Raw genomic sequence first — 17,450 nt, forward strand, 5'->3', positions numbered from 1 at the left:
GCTCCGGGTGGGAGGTTCAGGGGAAACCCGGTATTTTACCGGTGCGGCCAGCTGGGGGGCTTGCGGGCACCCGCGCACGCCGTCGCGTCGCGGCCAATGCACTACAGTGCTGGCCATGCAAGGACTGCATCTCACTGCCGATCTGCGTGGCTGCCGCTGCGCTCCCCAGCGCATGCTGGATGCCGCCGCACTGTCCCTGGCCTGTACGGATGCCGTGCGCGCTGCGGGTTTGCAGGCGGTGGACCAGCTGTTTCATACCTTCCCGTCCACAGCCCAGGGCCCGGGCGGTGTCACTGCCACGGTGCTGCTGGCCGAGTCGCACCTGTGCGTGCACACCTGGCCCGAGCAAAACGCCGTCACGCTGGATGTGTACGTGTGCAATTTCGGTGCCGATCATTCGGTAAAGGCGCAGGCCCTGATGGATGCGCTGCTGGCCCTCTTTGACCCCGCCGAGGTGCAGCGCCATGCCCTGCAGCGCGGCGCCGTGGAGTCAGCCACTGGGGCCGTGCGATGACGCCGCCCGCCTTTGTTCAGCTGCCCGTGCAGGTGCCTGCGCTGGTGCTGGCGGCAGGCCGCGGCGAGCGCATGCGGCCCCTCACCGACTCCACCCCGAAACCCCTGCTGCAGGTGCAGGGCCGGCCGCTGCTGCAGTGGCATTTGCAGGCCCTGGCCAATGCTGGAGTCTCGCGCGTGGTGATCAACACCGCCTGGCTGGGAGAGCAGATACCTGCCTATTTTTCAGATAAAAATGGCGTTAAACCCATATGGGATAAGCGCAAGCAGCTATCAATTTCATACTCGCAAGAGGGTGTGGATTTTGGTGGTGCGCTGGAAACGGCGGGAGGCATTGCCCGTGCCCTGCCGCAGTTGGGGCCCGTTTTTTGGCTGGCTGCGGGCGATGTGTTCGCGCCCGATTTTGTGTTCGACAGCGCCGCTGTGCAGGCTTTTGCCGCCAGCGACCAGCTCGCCCATCTGTGGCTGGTACCCAACCCGGCGCACAACCCGCGCGGCGACTTCGGCCTGTCGTCCCAAGGCCTGGCGCTGAACCTGCCCGCAGACGACCCCGCGCCGCGCTACACCTACAGCACCATCGCGTTGCTGCGGGCCGAACTGTTCGCGCCGCCGTGGTGCGACATTGCGCCAGGCAACCCACTGGGCGTCAAAGCCCCTCTGGCGCCGCTGCTGCGATGTGCGATGGACGCAGGCCGTGTGTCCGCCTCACTTTATGGCGGCCGCTGGACTGACGTCGGTACGCCCGAGCGGCTTGCAGAACTCAACCGCTGAGCCTAACGGGGCGCCGCCGCAACGGGGCTTTTGCCGGGCGCCGGTTCCAGGGCGATTGCCGGACCAGCTTCGCACTTGCGAAACAGCCATTGGCTGGGCAGAAACCGTGCCTGTGGCCCATCGGGTGCGGGTTTGCCCAGTTCGGCCTGAATGTCATGCGCAATGTGCGGCACGTGGAACAAGGCGATCTGGCCTTTCTTGCAAGTCAGTGCGGACACCACGGTGTTGGGCCCCCAGCTTTGGCTGGCGCTGTCGAAGCGGTAGAACGGGCCGATGCGCTGGTCATGCGCCAACTCCACACGCATGGGCACCGTCTGCATTGCGCTGGCCCAAACACCCGCCAACTGCACCGGCTGCGAGAACCTCACGGCTTCCAGCCCATGCAGCGCCAGCGGGCGGGTGGGTTCACCTTTGTCGAACGGGTCCCGGCGGTTGATGAGGCTGCCTGCAGGGATGGTGAGTTCGCCATACAGATAGTCGTGGGGCAGCACAAACCGCTCACGACCCAGACGGATGGACGCGCCGTCCTGCCAGGCCTGCTGCGCGCCGTGTGAAAGATAGAGCCGTAAACCCAGCCAGGCGTTGCACAGCACGGCCACTGCCAGCAGTATTTGCACGGTGCGCGGTGTCAGCAGCCACTTGCGGGGTATGTCTATCCAGCGCACATACACACCGTAGACGAGCAGTGAGGTCGCCAACACGAGACCGAGCAGTGGGATGAAGGTCACCAGGAGGAAATGCAGCGGTGACGTGAACAGAGCAGACATGTTTGCAAATAACGGATGGGACGAATGGGAGCCTGCCCGACGCTGCGCAGAAAGGCCGGAAAATGAAAGCAGATTCGCAGGCATGAGGGCCGTCCATCGCCAGATGGCCTCAAAATGTGCGGATGAGTCTACAGACATCCATCCATGCCCAGCGGCGTGCCCGCCTTGCCTCGATGCTCGGTGAAGGCGGTATCGCGATCATCCCCACGGCGCCAGAACGCCAGCGCAACCGGGACAGCGATTTTCTCTTTCGCCACGACAGCTATTTTTATTACCTGACCGGGTTCACCGAGCCGGGCGCCTGCCTGGTGATCACGGCTGACGGGCGCAGCACGCTGTTTTGCCAGCCCAAAGACCTGGAGCGCGAGATCTGGGATGGCTACCGCCTGGGGCCGGCAGCTGCGCCTGCTGCGCTGGGCGTGGATGCTGCACATTCGATCTCAGAGCTGGATGCCAAGCTGCCCCGCCTGCTCGAAAATAGCGGCGCGGTCTGGTACCCGTTCGCCACCCACAACGGCCTGGCTGCCCGGGTGGAAGGATGGCTGAATGCCGTGCGCGCCCGTGCGCGCTATGGCGCGCTGTGCCCCGCAGTGCAAAACGACCTGTGCACGCTGCTCGATGAAATGCGCCTGATCAAGGATGCGCACGAGCAGGCCATCATGCGCCGTGCCAGCGCCATCAGTGCGGGGGCGCACATCCGTGCCATGCAACGCTCGGCCCGCATGCTGCGTGCCGGCGAAGAGGTGCGTGAATACCACCTGGATGCCGAGTTGCTGTACGAGTTTCGCCAGCAGGGTTCGCAATACCCCGCCTACGGCTCCATCGTGGCGGCGGGCGCCAATGCCTGCGTGCTGCATTACCGCGCCGACACCGCGCCCGTGCGCGATGGCGAGCTGGTGCTGATCGATGCCGGGTGTGAGCTCGACGGCTATGCCAGCGACATCACGCGCACCTTTCCGGCCAATGGCCGTTTCACCGGGCCGCAGCGCGCGCTGTATGACCTGGTGCTCGCCAGCCAGGAAGCTGCCGTGGCCGCCACGCGGGCTGGGGCCCGCTTTACCGACCCGCACGATGCCACCGTGGCCGTGCTGGCGCAGGGCATGCTGGACTTGGGGCTGCTCGACAAAAGCAAGGCCGGTACGGCGCAGGACGTAATCGAGCAGCGCGCATATTTCCAGTTTTACATGCACCGCACCGGGCACTGGCTGGGCATGGATGTGCACGACTGCGGCAGCTACGTGGAGCCCGGTGAGGTGGGCCAGGTGAGCCAGCGCACAGACCCGCTATCGGGCGAGCTCATCACCAACCGCCCCAGCCGTGTGCTGCGCCCGGGCATGGTGCTCACCATCGAGCCGGGCATCTACGTGCGGCCCGCTCCTGGCGTGCCCGAGGCATTCCACAACATCGGTATCCGCATCGAGGACGACGCCATCGTCACAGAATCGGGCTGTGAATTGATCACCCGCGGTGTGCCGGTAAAGGCCGACGAAATTGAAGCCCTGATGCGCGCCTGAGGGGGCGACAAGCTGCACATGAAGGCCATCCACCTGTGCGCGAGGGCGGTGCCCAGCGCAACAGCGGGAAACGGTTGCGCACGGTGCGCGGGCCGTGTGCTGCGCAGGGGTCGATGGTTTTCTGGGTGTAACTGCTTCCGTGTAAAAATAGAAACTTAATTACACGTTCAGTGAAAGAGGCACACCCATGTCCACCCGCCGCGCCACCAAAATTGTTGCCACCCTGGGCCCCGCATCGAGCGACCCGGCGCTGCTGGAGGCCATGATCCGCGCTGGCGTCAATGTGGTGCGCCTCAACTTCAGCCACGGCAAGGCGCAAGACCATATCGACCGTGCCACGGCAGTGCGTGCTGCCGCCCAGCGGGCCGGGCGCGAGGTGGCGATCATGGCGGACCTGCAGGGCCCGAAGATCCGGGTCGGCAAGTTTGCCGAAGGCAAGGTGCAGCTGGTGCAGGGCGCCCCGTTTGTGCTGGATGCCTCGCGCACCGAGCCTGGCGACCTGGCCGGTGTGGGGCTGGATTACAAGGAATTGCCGCGGGATGTGAAGCCGGGCGATGTGCTGCTGCTCAACGACGGCCTCATCGTTCTCACGGTGGACGCAGTGCGCGGCGAGGCGGTGCACACCACGGTGAAAATTGGTGGCGAGCTGTCCAACAACAAGGGCATCAACAAGCAGGGCGGCGGCCTTACAGCGCCCGCCCTCACCGCCAAGGACATGGACGACATCCGCACGGCCATGGGTTTTCAGGCCGACTATGTGGCCGTGAGCTTCCCCAAGAATGCGACCGACATGGAGATGGCGCGCCAGCTGTGCAACGTGGCAGCAGCGGAATACCGCCACAAGCCGGGGCTGATTGCAAAAATCGAACGTGCGGAGGCCATTCCGCACCTGGAGGCCATCCTGCGCGTCAGCGACGGCATCATGGTGGCGCGCGGCGATCTGGCGGTGGAAGTAGGCAACGCGGCCGTGCCCGCATTGCAAAAGAAGATGATCCGCATGGCGCGCGATCTCGACAAAGTGGTCATCACTGCCACGCAGATGATGGAAAGCATGATCACCAACCCTGTGCCCACCCGTGCCGAGGTGAGCGACGTGGCCAATGCCGTGCTCGACGGCACCGATGCGGTGATGCTCAGCGCCGAGACGGCTGCGGGCAAATACCCCCTGGAAACCGTGGAAGAGATGGCCAAGATCTGCGCCGCTGCCGAGGCGGCCGAGGACCACCGGCTGGATGCCGACTTTACGGGCCGTACCTTTGGCCGCATCGACCAGTCCATTGCCATGGGGGCGCTGTTCACGGCCCACCACCTGGAGGCCAAGGCCATCGTGGCCATGACCGACAGCGGCGCCACCGCCCTGTGGATGAGTCGCCACCGCAGCCATATCCCAATCTACGCGCTGACACCCAAGGTGGCCACGCAGCGCAAGATGGCCATGTACCGCAATGTGCGGCCCTTGCTCATGGACACCAGCGCCGACCGTGACACGGCACTGGCGCAGGCCGAAGGCCACCTCAAGAGCCGCGGCATTGTGCAAAGCGGTGATGTGTATGCCATCACCTGCGGCGAGCCCATGGGCGCGCCCGGCGGCACCAACATGCTGAAAATCTGCCGCGCCGGTTGATGTCGTTCATCGCGTAAAAGACGACCCGGTTACGTGGCTGCAGGGGGCCGTGGGGCTGGTGGCAACGGGGTGTTGGTCAACGCAAAACGCTGGCGTAGTGCACCCGCAGTCAGGTCGCACAGCCATCCGGTGGTCCAGCACAGCCAGCCTGTCCACAGTGTGTGGCTCATGAAGTGGGCCCCGCGCACCTGCTGGGCCCCTCCCAGAATCAGGCCAGCGGCCAGCGAGGCCGCCAGCCACAGGCGCGCGGCACGCGGCTGGCGGTGGCGCAGGGCAAAGTAGCCGCCCACAAAGGCAAACCCTGCCGAGGCATGGCCTGCCGGAAAGCAGCGCCCGCCTCCGCCATCAACGACGCCCAGGGCCCAGTGCGAGGCATAGCGGGCTACACCACCGAATTCGGCCAGATCCCAGGGGCAGCTGGTGGCGTTCAGGCTTTTCAGGCTGCTCACCACGCCCAGTGCCACCAGGACGCTTATGGCCAGCTGCAGTCGCTCCCCCAGGTCGATGCGCCGTAGCAGGCCTATCGGCCACCACACCCCCAGTGCCACCAGCAGCATCAAAAGCCAGCCCACCCGGCGGGCGCCCTCGTGCAGAACCTGTGAGAACAGCCAATGCTCCCGCATCGGGAAGCCGCTGCCCGTGCCAAAGGCATGGGCCAGCGCCCGGTCTTGCCCCAGGGCGTCCCAGGCCAGCAGGCACACCAGGACGCCAAGGGTCCAGGCCAGGGTGGTGCGCAGGCAATGGCGAGAAAAGGAAGAAGGAGCATGCGAATGGGGCATGTTCGGCACCATAGGTGTCGGTGCTTAACGGCGTCTTAATCTTTTCCGTAGCGTCGGTCGCGGCGACAATGGGGCGATGCGAATCCTTGTGGTCGAAGACGATGCGGGCATTGCCGACGGGCTGCGCACCAATCTGCAGCAACGCGGCTATGCCGTGGATGTGTGCGATGGCGTTGCCGCGGCCTGGGGTGCACTGCGCGCCGAGTCTTTCGACGCCGTGCTGCTGGACCTGGGGCTGGCGGACGGCGAGGGCAGCGAACTGCTGCACCGTCTGCGCACGAGCCCGCCCCGTGGGGATGCGACGGGTGCACCGGCGCTGCCCGACCCCGCCACGCCGGTGCTGATCGTGACGGCCCGCGATCAGGTCAGCCAGCGCATTGCCGGCCTCGACCAGGGCGCCGACGACTATCTGGTCAAGCCCTTTGATGTTGATGAACTCGACGCCCGTTTGCGTGCGCTGCTGCGCCGTGCGGCGGGCCGGGCCTCGCCCACCATCCGCTACGGGGATATCGAAGTGGACCCGGCTGCACGCACGGTGATGCAGGATGGCAAACCGGTCGAGATGTCGCCCCGCGAGTTTTCGGTGCTGCTGGTGCTGTTGCAGGCCCGGGGCCGCGTGCTTTCTCGCCAGCAGCTCGAAGAGCGGTTGTACAGCTGGCAATCGGCCATTGAAAGCAACGCGGTCGAAGTGCACATCCACCATCTGCGGCGCAAGCTGGGCAGCGGGTGCATCCAGACCATGCGGGGCGTGGGCTACTTCATGCCGCAGGAGGCCGGGTGATGCCGGCACCGGGGTCCGCTGACTTGCCTGCCAAGGGAGCGGGTCGCCATTCTCTGACCCGGCATCTGCTGCTGTGGTCTCTGGGCGCTCTGGTGTTGGTGTGGGGCAGCTTTGTGTTCATGGGATACCGCGCCGGTGTGCACGAAGCGGATGAGCTGACCGATGGCCATCTGGCCAGTGTGGCGGCGCTGCTCATCAATCTGCGCGCTTCCGAGGCCGTGGAGACGTCCGTCACCACGCAGCGCGCGCCGACGCCATGGCTCAAATCGCATGACTATCAGCAGTCCATCAGCGTGGTGCAGTGGGATGCCGCCGGGCGCGTACTGGCGCAAAGCGGCAGTGCGCCCCTGCCCGCCTTTGATGCCGCCGAAGGTTTTGCCGATTTGCACCTTGGGCCCGAGGCGATGGCGTGGCGCAGTTTTTCGCAGTGGGATGCACCCAAAACCCGCAAGGTCATGGTGCTGCTGGAGTCGCGCGAGCGTGATGAGCTGGCCCGCGACATTGCCGGGCAGATGATCGAGCCCGGGCTGTGGCTGCTGCCCGTCGTGGCGCTGGCCCTCGGGCTGGCCTTGCGGCGGGGCTTGCGGCCCTTGTACGCCCTGTCTGCGGACGTGGCCGCGCTGGACCCCGCCAGCACGCAGCGTCTGGCGTCGCGCCATGCCTGGAGCGAATTCGAATCGGTGGTGGCCTCCATCAACACCTTGCTGGACCGGCAGCAGGACGCACTGGTGCGCGAGCGGCGGCTGGCCAATGAAGTGGCCCACGAGTTGCGCACACCGCTGTCTTCCATTGCGTTGCAGGCCCGTGCCCTGGGAGGGGGGCTCGCCCCGCAGGCGCAGGCGCAGGCTGTGACCCAGATCGGGCAGGACGCCCTGCGTGCGGGCCATGTGCTGAACCAGTTGCTGGCGTTGGCACGGGCCAGCCGCGCGCAGTTGCACGAAGCCAAGGCGCCGGTGGACCTGGCTGCCACGGCGCGCGCGGTATGCGCCGACTACGCGCAGGCAGCATGGAAGCGGGGGGGCGAGATTGCCCTGGTGGCGCCCGACACGCTGGAACTGACGGGGCACGCTGTGCTGCTGGACCTGGCGGTGCGCAATTTGGTCGAAAACGCCCTCAAGCACACCCCTCCTGGAACCCGGATTTCCGTGCAGATCGGGCAGTCCGACACCGGGGCGGCCTGGCTGCAGGTGTGTGACGACGGCCGCCGCGTCCAGGCGGCCGGGGGCAACGCGAAGGTGGCCCGCCCGGTGGACAGCCTGCACCTGGGGCACGAAATCGTGCTGCGCGTGGCGCAAATGCATGGCGGCGACTTTGGCGCAGCTGCCGCGCCAGCGCCATTCACCACCTGCTTCCGTCTGGATTTTCCGCCGCCTGTCGCTGCGCAGGCCGGGTAAAATCCGAGTTACCACGCGGTTACCACCGCAGCGGCTGCCTGTCAGCACCCCATCAACCCTGAACGGACTTCACGACCATGCCCCTCGTCTCGATGCGCGAACTGCTCGACCATGCAGCCACCAATGGCTATGGCATTCCTGCCTTCAACGTCAACAATCTGGAGCAGGTGCAGGCCGTGATGGCCGCTGCCGACGAGGTGGGCGCTCCGGTGATCCTCCAGGCCAGCGCCGGTGCCCGCAAATACGCGGGCGAGGCCTTTATCAAGCACCTGATCCAGGCCGCGGCCGAAATGTATCCCCACATCCCCCTGGTGATGCACCAGGACCACGGCACATCGCCCAAGGTGTGCCAGGGCGCCATCGACCTGGGCTTTGGCTCGGTGATGATGGACGGTTCGCTGATGGAAGACGGCAAAACCCCCTCATCGTTCGACTACAACGTCGAAGTGACCCGCAAGGTGGTGGAGATGGCGCACAAGGTGGGCGTCACCGTGGAGGGTGAACTGGGCTGCCTGGGCAACCTGGAAACCGGTGAAGCCGGCGAGGAAGACGGCATTGGCGCCGAGGGCAAGCTCGACCACAGCCAGATGCTGACCGACCCCGAGGAAGCCGCCACCTTCGTCAAGGCCACGCAGCTTGATGCGCTGGCCATTGCGATTGGCACCAGCCATGGCGCTTACAAGTTCAGCCGCAAGCCCACGGGCGATATCCTGGCCATCAGCCGTGTCAAGGAAATCCACCAGCGCATTCCCAACACCCACCTGGTGATGCATGGCTCCTCGTCGGTGCCGGCCGATTTGCTGGCCATCATCAACCAGTACGGCGGCAAGATGAAGGAAACCTACGGCGTGCCCGTTGAAGAGATCCAGGAAGCCATCAAGCACGGTGTGCGCAAGATCAACATCGACACCGACATCCGTCTGGCCATGACCGGTGCAGTGCGCAAGTTCCTGTTCGAAAACCCCGAGAAATTCGATGCCCGCGAATGGCTCAAGCCCGCGCGGGAAGCCGCCAAGGCCATTTGCAAACAGCGCTATATCGAGTTTGGCTGTGAAGGCCAGGGTGGCAAAATCAAGGGCCACAGCCTGCAGGTGGTGGCGGGTCAATACGCCTCGGGTGCGTTGGCACAACGGGTGAATTGATCTCCGATGCAGGGCCGCAGCGTGCGGCCCCGGAAAAGAGCCGGTGAACTGTGTGTCATCGGCTTTTTTTTGCGGCTGGAATGTGCAGGGGAGTCTTCCTCGTATGGTGTGAATGCGACAGGCATTCGCGTTTCTTCATGTAAGCTCGTGGTCAGTTTGCCCGGGGTGGGTGCCCTGCGAAATGTCTGATACCAAGTCGCCTTCAAAAATTGCCCGCTTGGTCATTTCGCTGTCCTGGTTTCCTGCGCCCCTTTCCAGTCACCCGCGCACGCCAGTCCCCTTGTATAGCGGCCTGGCATAACGATTACGAAATTTGAGGAGAACTCTGATGCAGACAAGCCCAGTCCAGCAGCCGCAGCGTATCGGCGTGCCGAGGGAAACCTTCCCCGGCGAAAAGCGCGTGGCCACCGTGCCCGATGTGGTGGAGAAGCTGATCAAGCTGGGCTTCACCGTCGCTGTGGAGTCTGGGGCGGGGGATGCCGCCAATTTCAGCGACGACGCCTACCGCGCCGCCGGGGCCCAGATCGTTGGGGACGCTGCCGCGCTGTGGGCTGCTTCAGACATTGTCTTCAAGGTGCGCCCCCCCAGCAGCGACGAAGTCGCGCTCATGCGCGAGGGCACGACGCTCATCGACTTCATCTGGCCCGCCCAGAACCCCGAGTTGATGCAGCAGCTGTCCGCCCGCAAGGCCACGGTGCTGGCCATAGACTGCCTGCCGCGCACCCTGAGCCGGGCCCAGAAGATGGACGCGCTGACGTCCACCGCAGGCGTTTCAGGCTACCGCGCTGTCATCGAGGCGGCCAATGCCTTCGGCCGCTTCTTTAACGGCCAGATCACGGCTGCGGGCAAGGTGCCGCCGGCGAAGGTGTTCATCGCGGGCGCTGGTGTGGCGGGTCTCGCCGCCATTGGCACGGCGGCCAACCTGGGCGCCATCGTGCGCGCCAATGACACGCGCGCCGAGGTGGCCGACCAGGTCAAGTCGCTGGGCGGCGAGTTTGTCAAGGTGGACTACGAAGAGGAAGGCTCGGGCGGCGGCGGGTACGCCAAGGTCATGAGCGAGGGTTTCCAGGCCGCGCAGCGCAAGATGTACGCCGAGCAGGCCAAGGACGCCGACATCATCATCACGACCGCGCTGATCCCCGGCAAACCAGCCCCCAAGCTGATCACCGCCGAGATGGTGCAAAGCATGAAGCCCGGCAGCGTGATCGTGGACATGGCTGCCGAGCAGGGTGGCAATTGCGAGCTGACCGTGCCTGGCCAGGCCGTAGTGCACCACGGCGTGACCATCGTCGGCTACACCGACCTGCCTTCGCGCCTGGCCAAGCAATCTTCCACCCTGTATGCCACCAACCTGCTTCGTCTCACAGAAGAACTGTGCAAGGCCAAGGACGGTGTGGCCGTGGTCAACATGGAGGACGACGCGATCCGCGGGCTCACGGTGGTAAAAGAAGGCACCATCACCTGGCCTGCGCCACCGCTCAAGCAGGCGCCGGCACCGGCGCCCAAGGCGGCGTCCGCTCCTGTTGCCACCAAAAAATCCAGCCATGGCCCGGGGGCACCCATGTCTGCCAAGACGCTGACCATCGTCTTTGCCGTGCTGGCCGTGCTGTTCTGGGCCATCGGCGCCTATGCGCCCGTGGCCTTCCTGGGGCACTTCACGGTGTTCGTGCTGGCCTGCTTCATCGGCTACATGGTGGTGTGGAACGTCACGCCCGCGCTGCACACGCCGCTGATGAGTGTGACCAACGCCATCTCCAGCATCATCGCCATCGGCGCGCTGGTGCAGATCGCTCCCCCCGATGCAGGCATCAATGGGCGCCCGGATGGATTGATTCTTTGGCTGGCCTTCGCCGCACTGGTGCTCACGGCAGTCAACATGTTCGGCGGCTTTGCCGTGACGCGTCGCATGCTCGCCATGTTCCGTAAATAACAACGACAAAGACAAGGAAAGACGAACATGTCCCAAAGTCTCGCTACCGTTGCCTACCTGGGCGCGGCCATTTTGTTCATCCTCAGTCTGGGTGGCCTGTCCAATCCTGAAACCTCACGCCGCGGCAACCTGTTCGGCATGGTCGGCATGGCGCTGGCCGTGCTGGCCACGGTGTTCGGCCCGCGCGTCAGCCCCATGGGCGTCGCATGGATCGTTGGTGCATTGGTGATTGGCGGCGGCATCGGACTGTACGCCGCCAAGGTCGTCAAGATGACCCAGATGCCCGAGCTGGTCGCGCTCATGCACAGCCTGGTGGGCCTGGCGGCCTGCCTCGTGGGGTTTGCCAGTTATGTGGACACCTCGATCCAGCTGCAGGGCGTAGAGAAAACCATCCATGAGGTGGAAATCTATGTCGGTATCCTGATTGGCGCCGTCACGTTCTCGGGCTCGCTCATCGCCTTTGGCAAGCTCAACGGCAAGATCGGCGGCAAGCCGCTGTTGCTGCCTGGGCGCCACTGGCTCAACCTCGCCGGGCTGCTGATCGTGATCTGGTTTGGCCGGGAGTTTCTGCAGGCCGAAACAATAGAGCAGGGCATGCTGCCGCTGGTCGTGATGACGGTCATCGCACTGCTGTTCGGCATCCACATGGTCATGGCCATTGGTGGCGCCGACATGCCGGTGGTGGTGTCCATGCTCAACAGCTATTCGGGCTGGGCGGCGGCGGCCACGGGCTTCATGCTTTCTAACGACCTGCTCATCGTCACTGGCGCGCTGGTGGGCTCCTCGGGCGCCATCCTGTCCTACATCATGTGCAACGCGATGAATCGCAACTTCATCAGCGTGATCGCGGGTGGTTTCGGCTCGGGGTCTGGCACGCCTGCCAAGAAGGGCGAGGCTGCCGAGCCACAAGGCGAGGTGGTGCCTGTCAGCTCTGCCGAAACGGCCGATCTGCTGCGCGATGCCAAGAGCGTCATCATCGTGCCCGGCTACGGCATGGCCGTGGCCCAGGCACAGCACACGGTGTACGAGATCACCAAGACCCTGCGCGAAAAGGGCGTGAATGTGCGCTTTGCCATCCACCCGGTGGCGGGCCGCATGCCGGGCCACATGAACGTGCTGCTGGCCGAGGCCAAGGTGCCCTACGACATCGTGATGGAGATGGACGAGATCAACGAGGACTTCCCAGACACCGACGTGGCCATCGTCATTGGCGCCAACGACATCGTGAACCCCAGTGCCCTTGACGATCCATCCAGCCCCATTGCGGGCATGCCGGTGCTCGAAGTGTGGAAGGCCAAGACCTCGATCGTGATGAAGCGGTCCATGGCCTCGGGCTATGCGGGGGTGGACAACCCGCTGTTCTACAAGGAAAACAACCGCATGCTGTTCGGCGATGCCAAGAAAATGCTCGACGAAGTCCTCACCGCGCTTAAAGGCTGACGGGCATAATCCCCTCGCGGAAAAAGCACGATCGTGCTGAGAAACATCAGCGTGCTTTTGTGATCACAATGAACCTTATCAGGAGACAATGAAAATGACCGACCGCCCCTGGCTGGCCGCCTATCCGCAAGGCGTTCCCGCTGATGTTGACCTGTCCAAATACCCATCCCTCGTCGCCCTCATGGACGAGGCATTCACCAAGTACACCGACCGTATTGCCTACAGCTTCATGGGCAAGGACGTCACGTATGCCCAGACCGATTCGCTGAGCAACGCCTTCGCGGCCTACCTGCAGGGCTTGGGCCTGGTCAAGGGCGACCGCGTGGCCATCATGATGCCCAACGTGCCGCAGTACCCCGTCACGGTGGCGGCCATCCTGCGAGCCGGCTTTGTGGTGGTGAATGTGAACCCGCTGTACACACCGCGCGAGCTGGAGCACCAGCTCAAGGATTCGGGTGCCAAGGCCATCGTGATCATCGAGAACTTTGCCACCACGCTGGAGCAATGCCTGGTTCACACGCCCGTCAAGCATGTGGTGCTGTGCTCCATGGGAGACCAGCTGGGCATGCTCAAAGGCACGCTGGTCAACTACGTGGTGCGCAACGTCAAAAAGATGGTGCCCGCCTTCAACCTGCCAGGCGCCGTGCGTTTCAATGATGCAGTGGCGCAGGGCGCACGCGGTGCGTTCAAGAAACCCGACATCAAGCCCGACGACATTGCGCTGCTGCAATACACCGGCGGCACCACTGGCGTGAGCAAGGGCGCCATCCTGCTGCACCGCAACGTGATCGCCAATGTGCTGCAGTCAGAGGCCTGGAACGACCCGGTGATGACCAAGGTGCCCGAGGGTGAGCAACCCACCAGCATCTGCGCGCTGCCGCTGTACCACATCTTCGCGTTCACCGTGAACATGATGCTGTCCATGCGCACGGGCGGCAAAACCATCCTGATCCCCAATCCGCGCGACCTGCCTGCCGTGCTCAAAGAGCTGTCCAAGCACACCTTCCACAGCTTTCCGGCCGTGAACACGCTGTTCAACGGGCTGGCCAACCACCCCGACTTCAACACCGTCAACTGGAAGAACCTCAAGGTTTCCGTGGGCGGGGGCATGGCCGTGCAAGGTGCGGTGGCCAAACTGTGGCTCGAAAAAACGGGCTGCCCGATCTGCGAGGGCTACGGTCTGTCGGAAACCAGCCCCTCGGCCAGTTGCAACCCGGTGACCGCCAAAGAGTTCACCGGCACCATCGGTGTGCCCTTGCCCAACACCTACATGAAGCTGCTCGATGACGAAGGCCACGAGGTCACCACCCTCGGTCAGCCCGGCGAAATTGCCATCAAGGGACCCCAGGTGATGGCGGGCTACTGGCAGCGCCCCGACGAAACCGCCAAGGTCATGACCGAAGACGGCTATTTCAAGTCGGGCGACATCGGCGTTGTGGACGAGCGCGGCTACTTCAAGATCGTTGACCGCAAAAAGGACATGGTGCTGGTCAGCGGCTTCAACGTGTATCCGAACGAGGTCGAAGAGGTGGTGGCCAACTGCCCTGGCGTTCTGGAATGCGCCGTAGTGGGCGTGCCCGACGAAAAATCGGGCGAGGCCGTCAAGCTGGTGATCGTCAAGAGGTCGGAAGACCTCACCGAAGCCGATGTGCGCGAATACTGCCGCCATGAACTCACGGGCTACAAGCAGCCCAAGGTGATCGAGTTCCGTACCGAGCTGCCCAAGACTCCCGTCGGGAAAATCCTGCGGCGCGAACTGCGCGACAAGAAGTAACGCGTTTTTGCCGCCAGCCAACGCGAGGAGGTCTGCGTGATCTTCCCGCGTCGCCTGTTTGCAGGCCACCACGCTCACGGCGTGGATGGCGTGCACAACGGGAACTGAGTTTTTCTGGCCGCTTCGTGCGGCCGCCAGACCCTGGTGCCTGACAGCCCAGGGTTTTTTTATGCAGAAATAATGGGGCCTATGACCACCGCCATCCTCAGCGCTCTTCCCGAAGAACAATCCAGCCTTGTCGCCCTGTTGCAGGCGCCGCAGCGCAGGGTGCACGCGGGGCGTGTTTTCTGGACGGGGATGCTGCACGGCAAAAGCGTGGTGCTGGCGCTCTCGGGCATCGGCAAGGTGGCGGCCGCCACCACGGCCACGGCGCTGATCGAGCGGTTTGCTGCGGCCCGCATCGTGTTCACCGGTGTGGCCGGTGGCGTGGGTGATGGTGTGCGCGTGGGCGATGTGGTGGTGGCGCAGGACTATGTGCAGCACGACATGGACGCCTCGCCGCTGTTCCCGCGCTGGGAGCTGCCGGGCTACGCGCGTGCACGGCTGGCCTGCGATGTGGCTTTGTCTGCTCTTCTTTTGGAAGCTGCTCGCGCTTGTTTGGTAAGCGCTGAGGGCCTATTTGATCCAAATAATGGCCACACTGCCCAGCAGGTGCACCATGGCCTGATGGCCAGCGGCGACCGCTTTGTCTCGGCCGCGCACGAGTCCGACCGGCTGCGCACCGCGCTGCGCGAAGCGGGCCACGACGTGCTGGCCGTAGAAATGGAGGGCGCCGCCGTGGCCCAGGTGTGCCTGGACTATGGCGTGCCGTTTGCGGCAGTGCGCACCATCTCCGACCGCGCCGACGACGCCGCGCATGGCGACTTTGCGCTGTTTGTGCAGACCGTTGCCAGCCGCTACGCCGATCACATGGTGCAGACGTTTCTACAAAAACTATGAAATTAATAGCTGTCAGCGCTTTGCTGATAAGCGCTAGCGGCCTATTTGGCTAGTATTTGACTGGCAGGCGCCTCAGATCACTGGAGCACGACCGTTGAAAGTGATGACCACCAGCGCGTGATCAATAAACGCCATCAGCAAAGCTGACTGCCCGTAAAAACTGGCGGACCCTAGGCCAGCGCCACCGCGGAACCGGCTTCGCCGGGCCGCTGGAGGCGTCCCCCCTCGGGGGGGAAGGCGCGCAGCGCCACAGGGGGGCTACTTCAACCAGCCGCGCTTGCGGAAGTACCACATGGGGCCCAGCGCGCTGGCCAGCATCAGCAGCAGCGCGTAGGGGTAGCCCCACTCCTTGGCCAGCTCGGGCATGTGCTGAAAGTTCATGCCGTACACGCTGGCAATCAGCGTGGGCGGCAGCAGCGCCACACTGGCCACCGAGAAGATCTTGATGATCTTGTTCTGGTTGATGTTGATGAAACCGACCGTGGCGTCCATCAAAAAGTTGATCTTGTCGAACAAAAAGGCCGTGTGGCTGTCCAGCGACTCGATGTCGCGCAGAATCTGCCGCGCTTCCTCGAACTGGTTGGAGTTGAGCATCTTGCTGCGCATCATGAAGCTGACGGCGCGGCGCGTGTCCATCACGTTGCGGCGGATGCGGCCGTTCAAGTCTTCCTGGCGGGCGATGGCGCCCAGCACTTCACCGGCGCGGGTGTCGGTCACGTCACCGGCCAGCACCTGCTTGCTCACCTTTTCCAGCTCGTCGTAAATGTTCTCCAGCGTGTCGGCCGAGTACTCTGCATCGGCGTCAAACAGCGCCAGCAGCACTTCCTTGGCGTCCTCGATCAGTCCGGGTGCCCGGCGCGCGCGCATGCGCAGCAGGCGGAAAACGGGCACGTCTTCATCGTGGATGGAGAACAGAACACCTTTGCTTTTCAGGTCGGGGTTGGTCAGGTTCAGGATGAAGGCCACGCGCACCGAGCGCGGCTGCTCGTTGTCGTCAATGAGAAAGTCGCTGCGAATGTGCAGATCGCCGTTGTCTTCTTCGTAGAAGCGGGCGGATTCCTCAATGTCCTCGTCCATCGCGTCTTCGGGGATGGACAGGCCGTAGTGCTGTTTGATCCAGCGCTTTTCTTCGACCGTGGGGTTTTCCAGATCCACCCAGATGGGCTGGAAGCGGGTCAGCTCCTCCAGCGATTCGATCTCTTCCTGAAACAGCCGGCCATTGGCAAGCGTGAAGATGTTGAGCATGGGCTCACTCCCTGGTTATATGGCGTCTGCAATGGGTATGGGGTGCTTTCAACCCCACGGCAGGCCGGGAGCTGAAAGCTACCAACTCGGGTAGGTTTCCAAGGAACTGTCTCCATCAAAAGTTCACGCCGCGGATTATGGCATTGGGTTGAAGGCGCCCGTGCGCTGCGGGGCATGGCGCCGGGCGGGCTTCAGGGGTGGACGGCGCTGGCGTGCACCAGTGCCAGTGCGCGGCACAGATCGGCCCAGGCAGCCCCCTTGTTGCCTTGGGAGCGCAGCAAAAATGCGGGGTCGTAGGTGACGATGGCCGGGCAGCCCGCCAGCTGGTGCAGCTCGGCACGCAGGCGGCCCAGGGGCTCGGTACGTCCCAGCGCCGCTCGGGCTGCCACATGGCCCAGCACCAGCACCATGGCGGGGCGCAGGGTGGCCACCATCTCATTCAGTGCCGGAGCGATCTCAAGGGCATTGGTTGCGTTGCCGGCCTGCGGGCGCTCCAGCGCCGCCAGAAACACGCGGGGGTGGCGGTGCAGTTGCATGGCCCGCAGCATGTTGTCCAGCAGGCGGCCCGCGTCGCCCGCCAGGGGCTCCGTGGGCGAGAGGCTCTCGGCAACCACCAGCCATCCGGCGCCCAGCCCGGCAGGCGTTTGCGCCGGATCGGCCGTAGGGTACAGCGCCTGCGCTGCGTGCAGGACCAATGCGGGCGTGGGGCTGCCGTCCTGGGGTGCTGGCGGCCTGGGTGCGGGGGCGCCGCCCGGAGCGGCTGCGCGTTGTTCCCGCACGGCACGCGGTGTCGCCGCAGTGTCGGCCCCCGCACCCAGGCCGCCAGCACCCCAGGAC

At 64.4% G+C, this 17,450-nt stretch carries 15 protein-coding genes; 11 read left to right on the top strand and 4 right to left on the bottom strand.

Annotation, left to right across the window (positions count from 1 at the left end):
• The first annotated feature begins 115 nt into the window (after positions 1-115).
• Together speD and DTW89_RS15465 are read left to right on the top strand one after the other, a co-directional pair.
• The gene (gene speD, locus DTW89_RS15460; RefSeq protein ID WP_024813327.1) at positions 116-514 is read left to right on the top strand and encodes an adenosylmethionine decarboxylase; all 399 of its coding nucleotides are present in this window, start codon (positions 116-118) and stop codon (positions 512-514) included.
• Positions 511-1,284 (top strand): nucleotidyltransferase family protein, encoded by a 774-nt coding sequence (locus DTW89_RS15465; protein ID WP_114656586.1) that lies wholly within the window; start codon positions 511-513, stop codon positions 1,282-1,284. Before speD ends, DTW89_RS15465 begins: the two co-directional genes overlap by 4 nt.
• 2 nt (positions 1,285-1,286) lie before the next feature.
• Here the strand turns inward: DTW89_RS15465 and DTW89_RS15470 are convergent, their stop codons facing one another.
• Positions 1,287-2,051: a hypothetical protein gene (locus DTW89_RS15470; protein WP_114656587.1), complete on the bottom strand. Its 765-nt coding sequence runs from the start codon at positions 2,049-2,051 to the stop codon at positions 1,287-1,289.
• A 122-nt stretch (positions 2,052-2,173) separates the two neighbouring features.
• Between DTW89_RS15470 and DTW89_RS15475 the strand changes: the two genes are divergently transcribed.
• Positions 2,174-3,565, top strand: a complete 1,392-nt coding sequence (locus DTW89_RS15475) for an aminopeptidase P N-terminal domain-containing protein (protein WP_114656588.1) — start codon at positions 2,174-2,176, stop codon at positions 3,563-3,565.
• Between the two features lie 187 nt (positions 3,566-3,752).
• Positions 3,753-5,189: a pyruvate kinase gene (pyk, locus tag DTW89_RS15480; RefSeq protein WP_111867671.1), complete on the top strand. Its 1,437-nt coding sequence runs from the start codon at positions 3,753-3,755 to the stop codon at positions 5,187-5,189.
• A gap of 29 nt (positions 5,190-5,218) precedes the next feature.
• Here pyk and DTW89_RS15485 read toward each other — a convergent pair whose 3' ends face one another.
• Positions 5,219-5,968, bottom strand: coding sequence for a phosphatase PAP2 family protein (locus DTW89_RS15485; protein ID WP_236637167.1), 750 nt, complete (start codon positions 5,966-5,968; stop codon positions 5,219-5,221).
• A 76-nt stretch (positions 5,969-6,044) separates the two neighbouring features.
• Between DTW89_RS15485 and DTW89_RS15490 the strand changes: the two genes are divergently transcribed.
• From DTW89_RS15490 to DTW89_RS15520, 7 genes are all read left to right on the top strand, one after another.
• Positions 6,045-6,749, top strand: coding sequence for a response regulator transcription factor (locus tag DTW89_RS15490; RefSeq protein ID WP_114656590.1), 705 nt, complete (start codon positions 6,045-6,047; stop codon positions 6,747-6,749).
• Positions 6,749-8,143, top strand: coding sequence for a histidine kinase dimerization/phospho-acceptor domain-containing protein (locus DTW89_RS15495; RefSeq protein ID WP_114656591.1), 1,395 nt, complete (start codon positions 6,749-6,751; stop codon positions 8,141-8,143). Before DTW89_RS15490 ends, DTW89_RS15495 begins: the two co-directional genes overlap by 1 nt.
• A 77-nt stretch (positions 8,144-8,220) precedes the next feature.
• Positions 8,221-9,285 (top strand): class II fructose-bisphosphate aldolase, encoded by a 1,065-nt coding sequence (gene fba / locus DTW89_RS15500; RefSeq protein WP_114656592.1) that lies wholly within the window; start codon positions 8,221-8,223, stop codon positions 9,283-9,285.
• 328 nt (positions 9,286-9,613) lie between these two features.
• Positions 9,614-11,215 (top strand): Re/Si-specific NAD(P)(+) transhydrogenase subunit alpha, encoded by a 1,602-nt coding sequence (locus DTW89_RS15505; protein ID WP_114656593.1) that lies wholly within the window; start codon positions 9,614-9,616, stop codon positions 11,213-11,215.
• A 27-nt stretch (positions 11,216-11,242) separates the two neighbouring features.
• Positions 11,243-12,655 carry a Re/Si-specific NAD(P)(+) transhydrogenase subunit beta gene (pntB, locus tag DTW89_RS15510; protein WP_024813317.1) on the top strand — a complete coding sequence of 471 codons (1,413 nt, stop codon included), beginning with the start codon at positions 11,243-11,245 and terminating at the stop codon, positions 12,653-12,655.
• Positions 12,656-12,749: 94 nt separating this feature from the next.
• On the top strand, positions 12,750-14,429 hold the full coding sequence (locus DTW89_RS15515) for a long-chain-fatty-acid--CoA ligase (protein WP_114656596.1): 1,680 nt from the start codon (positions 12,750-12,752) through the stop codon (positions 14,427-14,429).
• 189 nt (positions 14,430-14,618) lie between these two features.
• On the top strand, positions 14,619-15,368 hold the full coding sequence (locus DTW89_RS15520) for a 5'-methylthioadenosine/adenosylhomocysteine nucleosidase (protein ID WP_114656594.1): 750 nt from the start codon (positions 14,619-14,621) through the stop codon (positions 15,366-15,368).
• Between the two features lie 258 nt (positions 15,369-15,626).
• Here DTW89_RS15520 and corA read toward each other — a convergent pair whose 3' ends face one another.
• Positions 15,627-16,613 carry a magnesium/cobalt transporter CorA gene (gene corA, locus DTW89_RS15525; protein WP_114656595.1) on the bottom strand — a complete coding sequence of 329 codons (987 nt, stop codon included), beginning with the start codon at positions 16,611-16,613 and terminating at the stop codon, positions 15,627-15,629.
• Between the two features lie 191 nt (positions 16,614-16,804).
• Positions 16,805-17,431 (bottom strand): uracil-DNA glycosylase family protein, encoded by a 627-nt coding sequence (locus tag DTW89_RS15530; protein WP_114656597.1) that lies wholly within the window; start codon positions 17,429-17,431, stop codon positions 16,805-16,807.
• Positions 17,432-17,450 lie beyond the last annotated feature (19 nt).

Origin of the sequence: Acidovorax sp. BoFeN1 (assembly GCF_003345135.1) — a bacterium.
Taxonomy (GTDB): Bacteria; Pseudomonadota; Gammaproteobacteria; order Burkholderiales; family Burkholderiaceae_C; genus Acidovorax; species Acidovorax defluvii.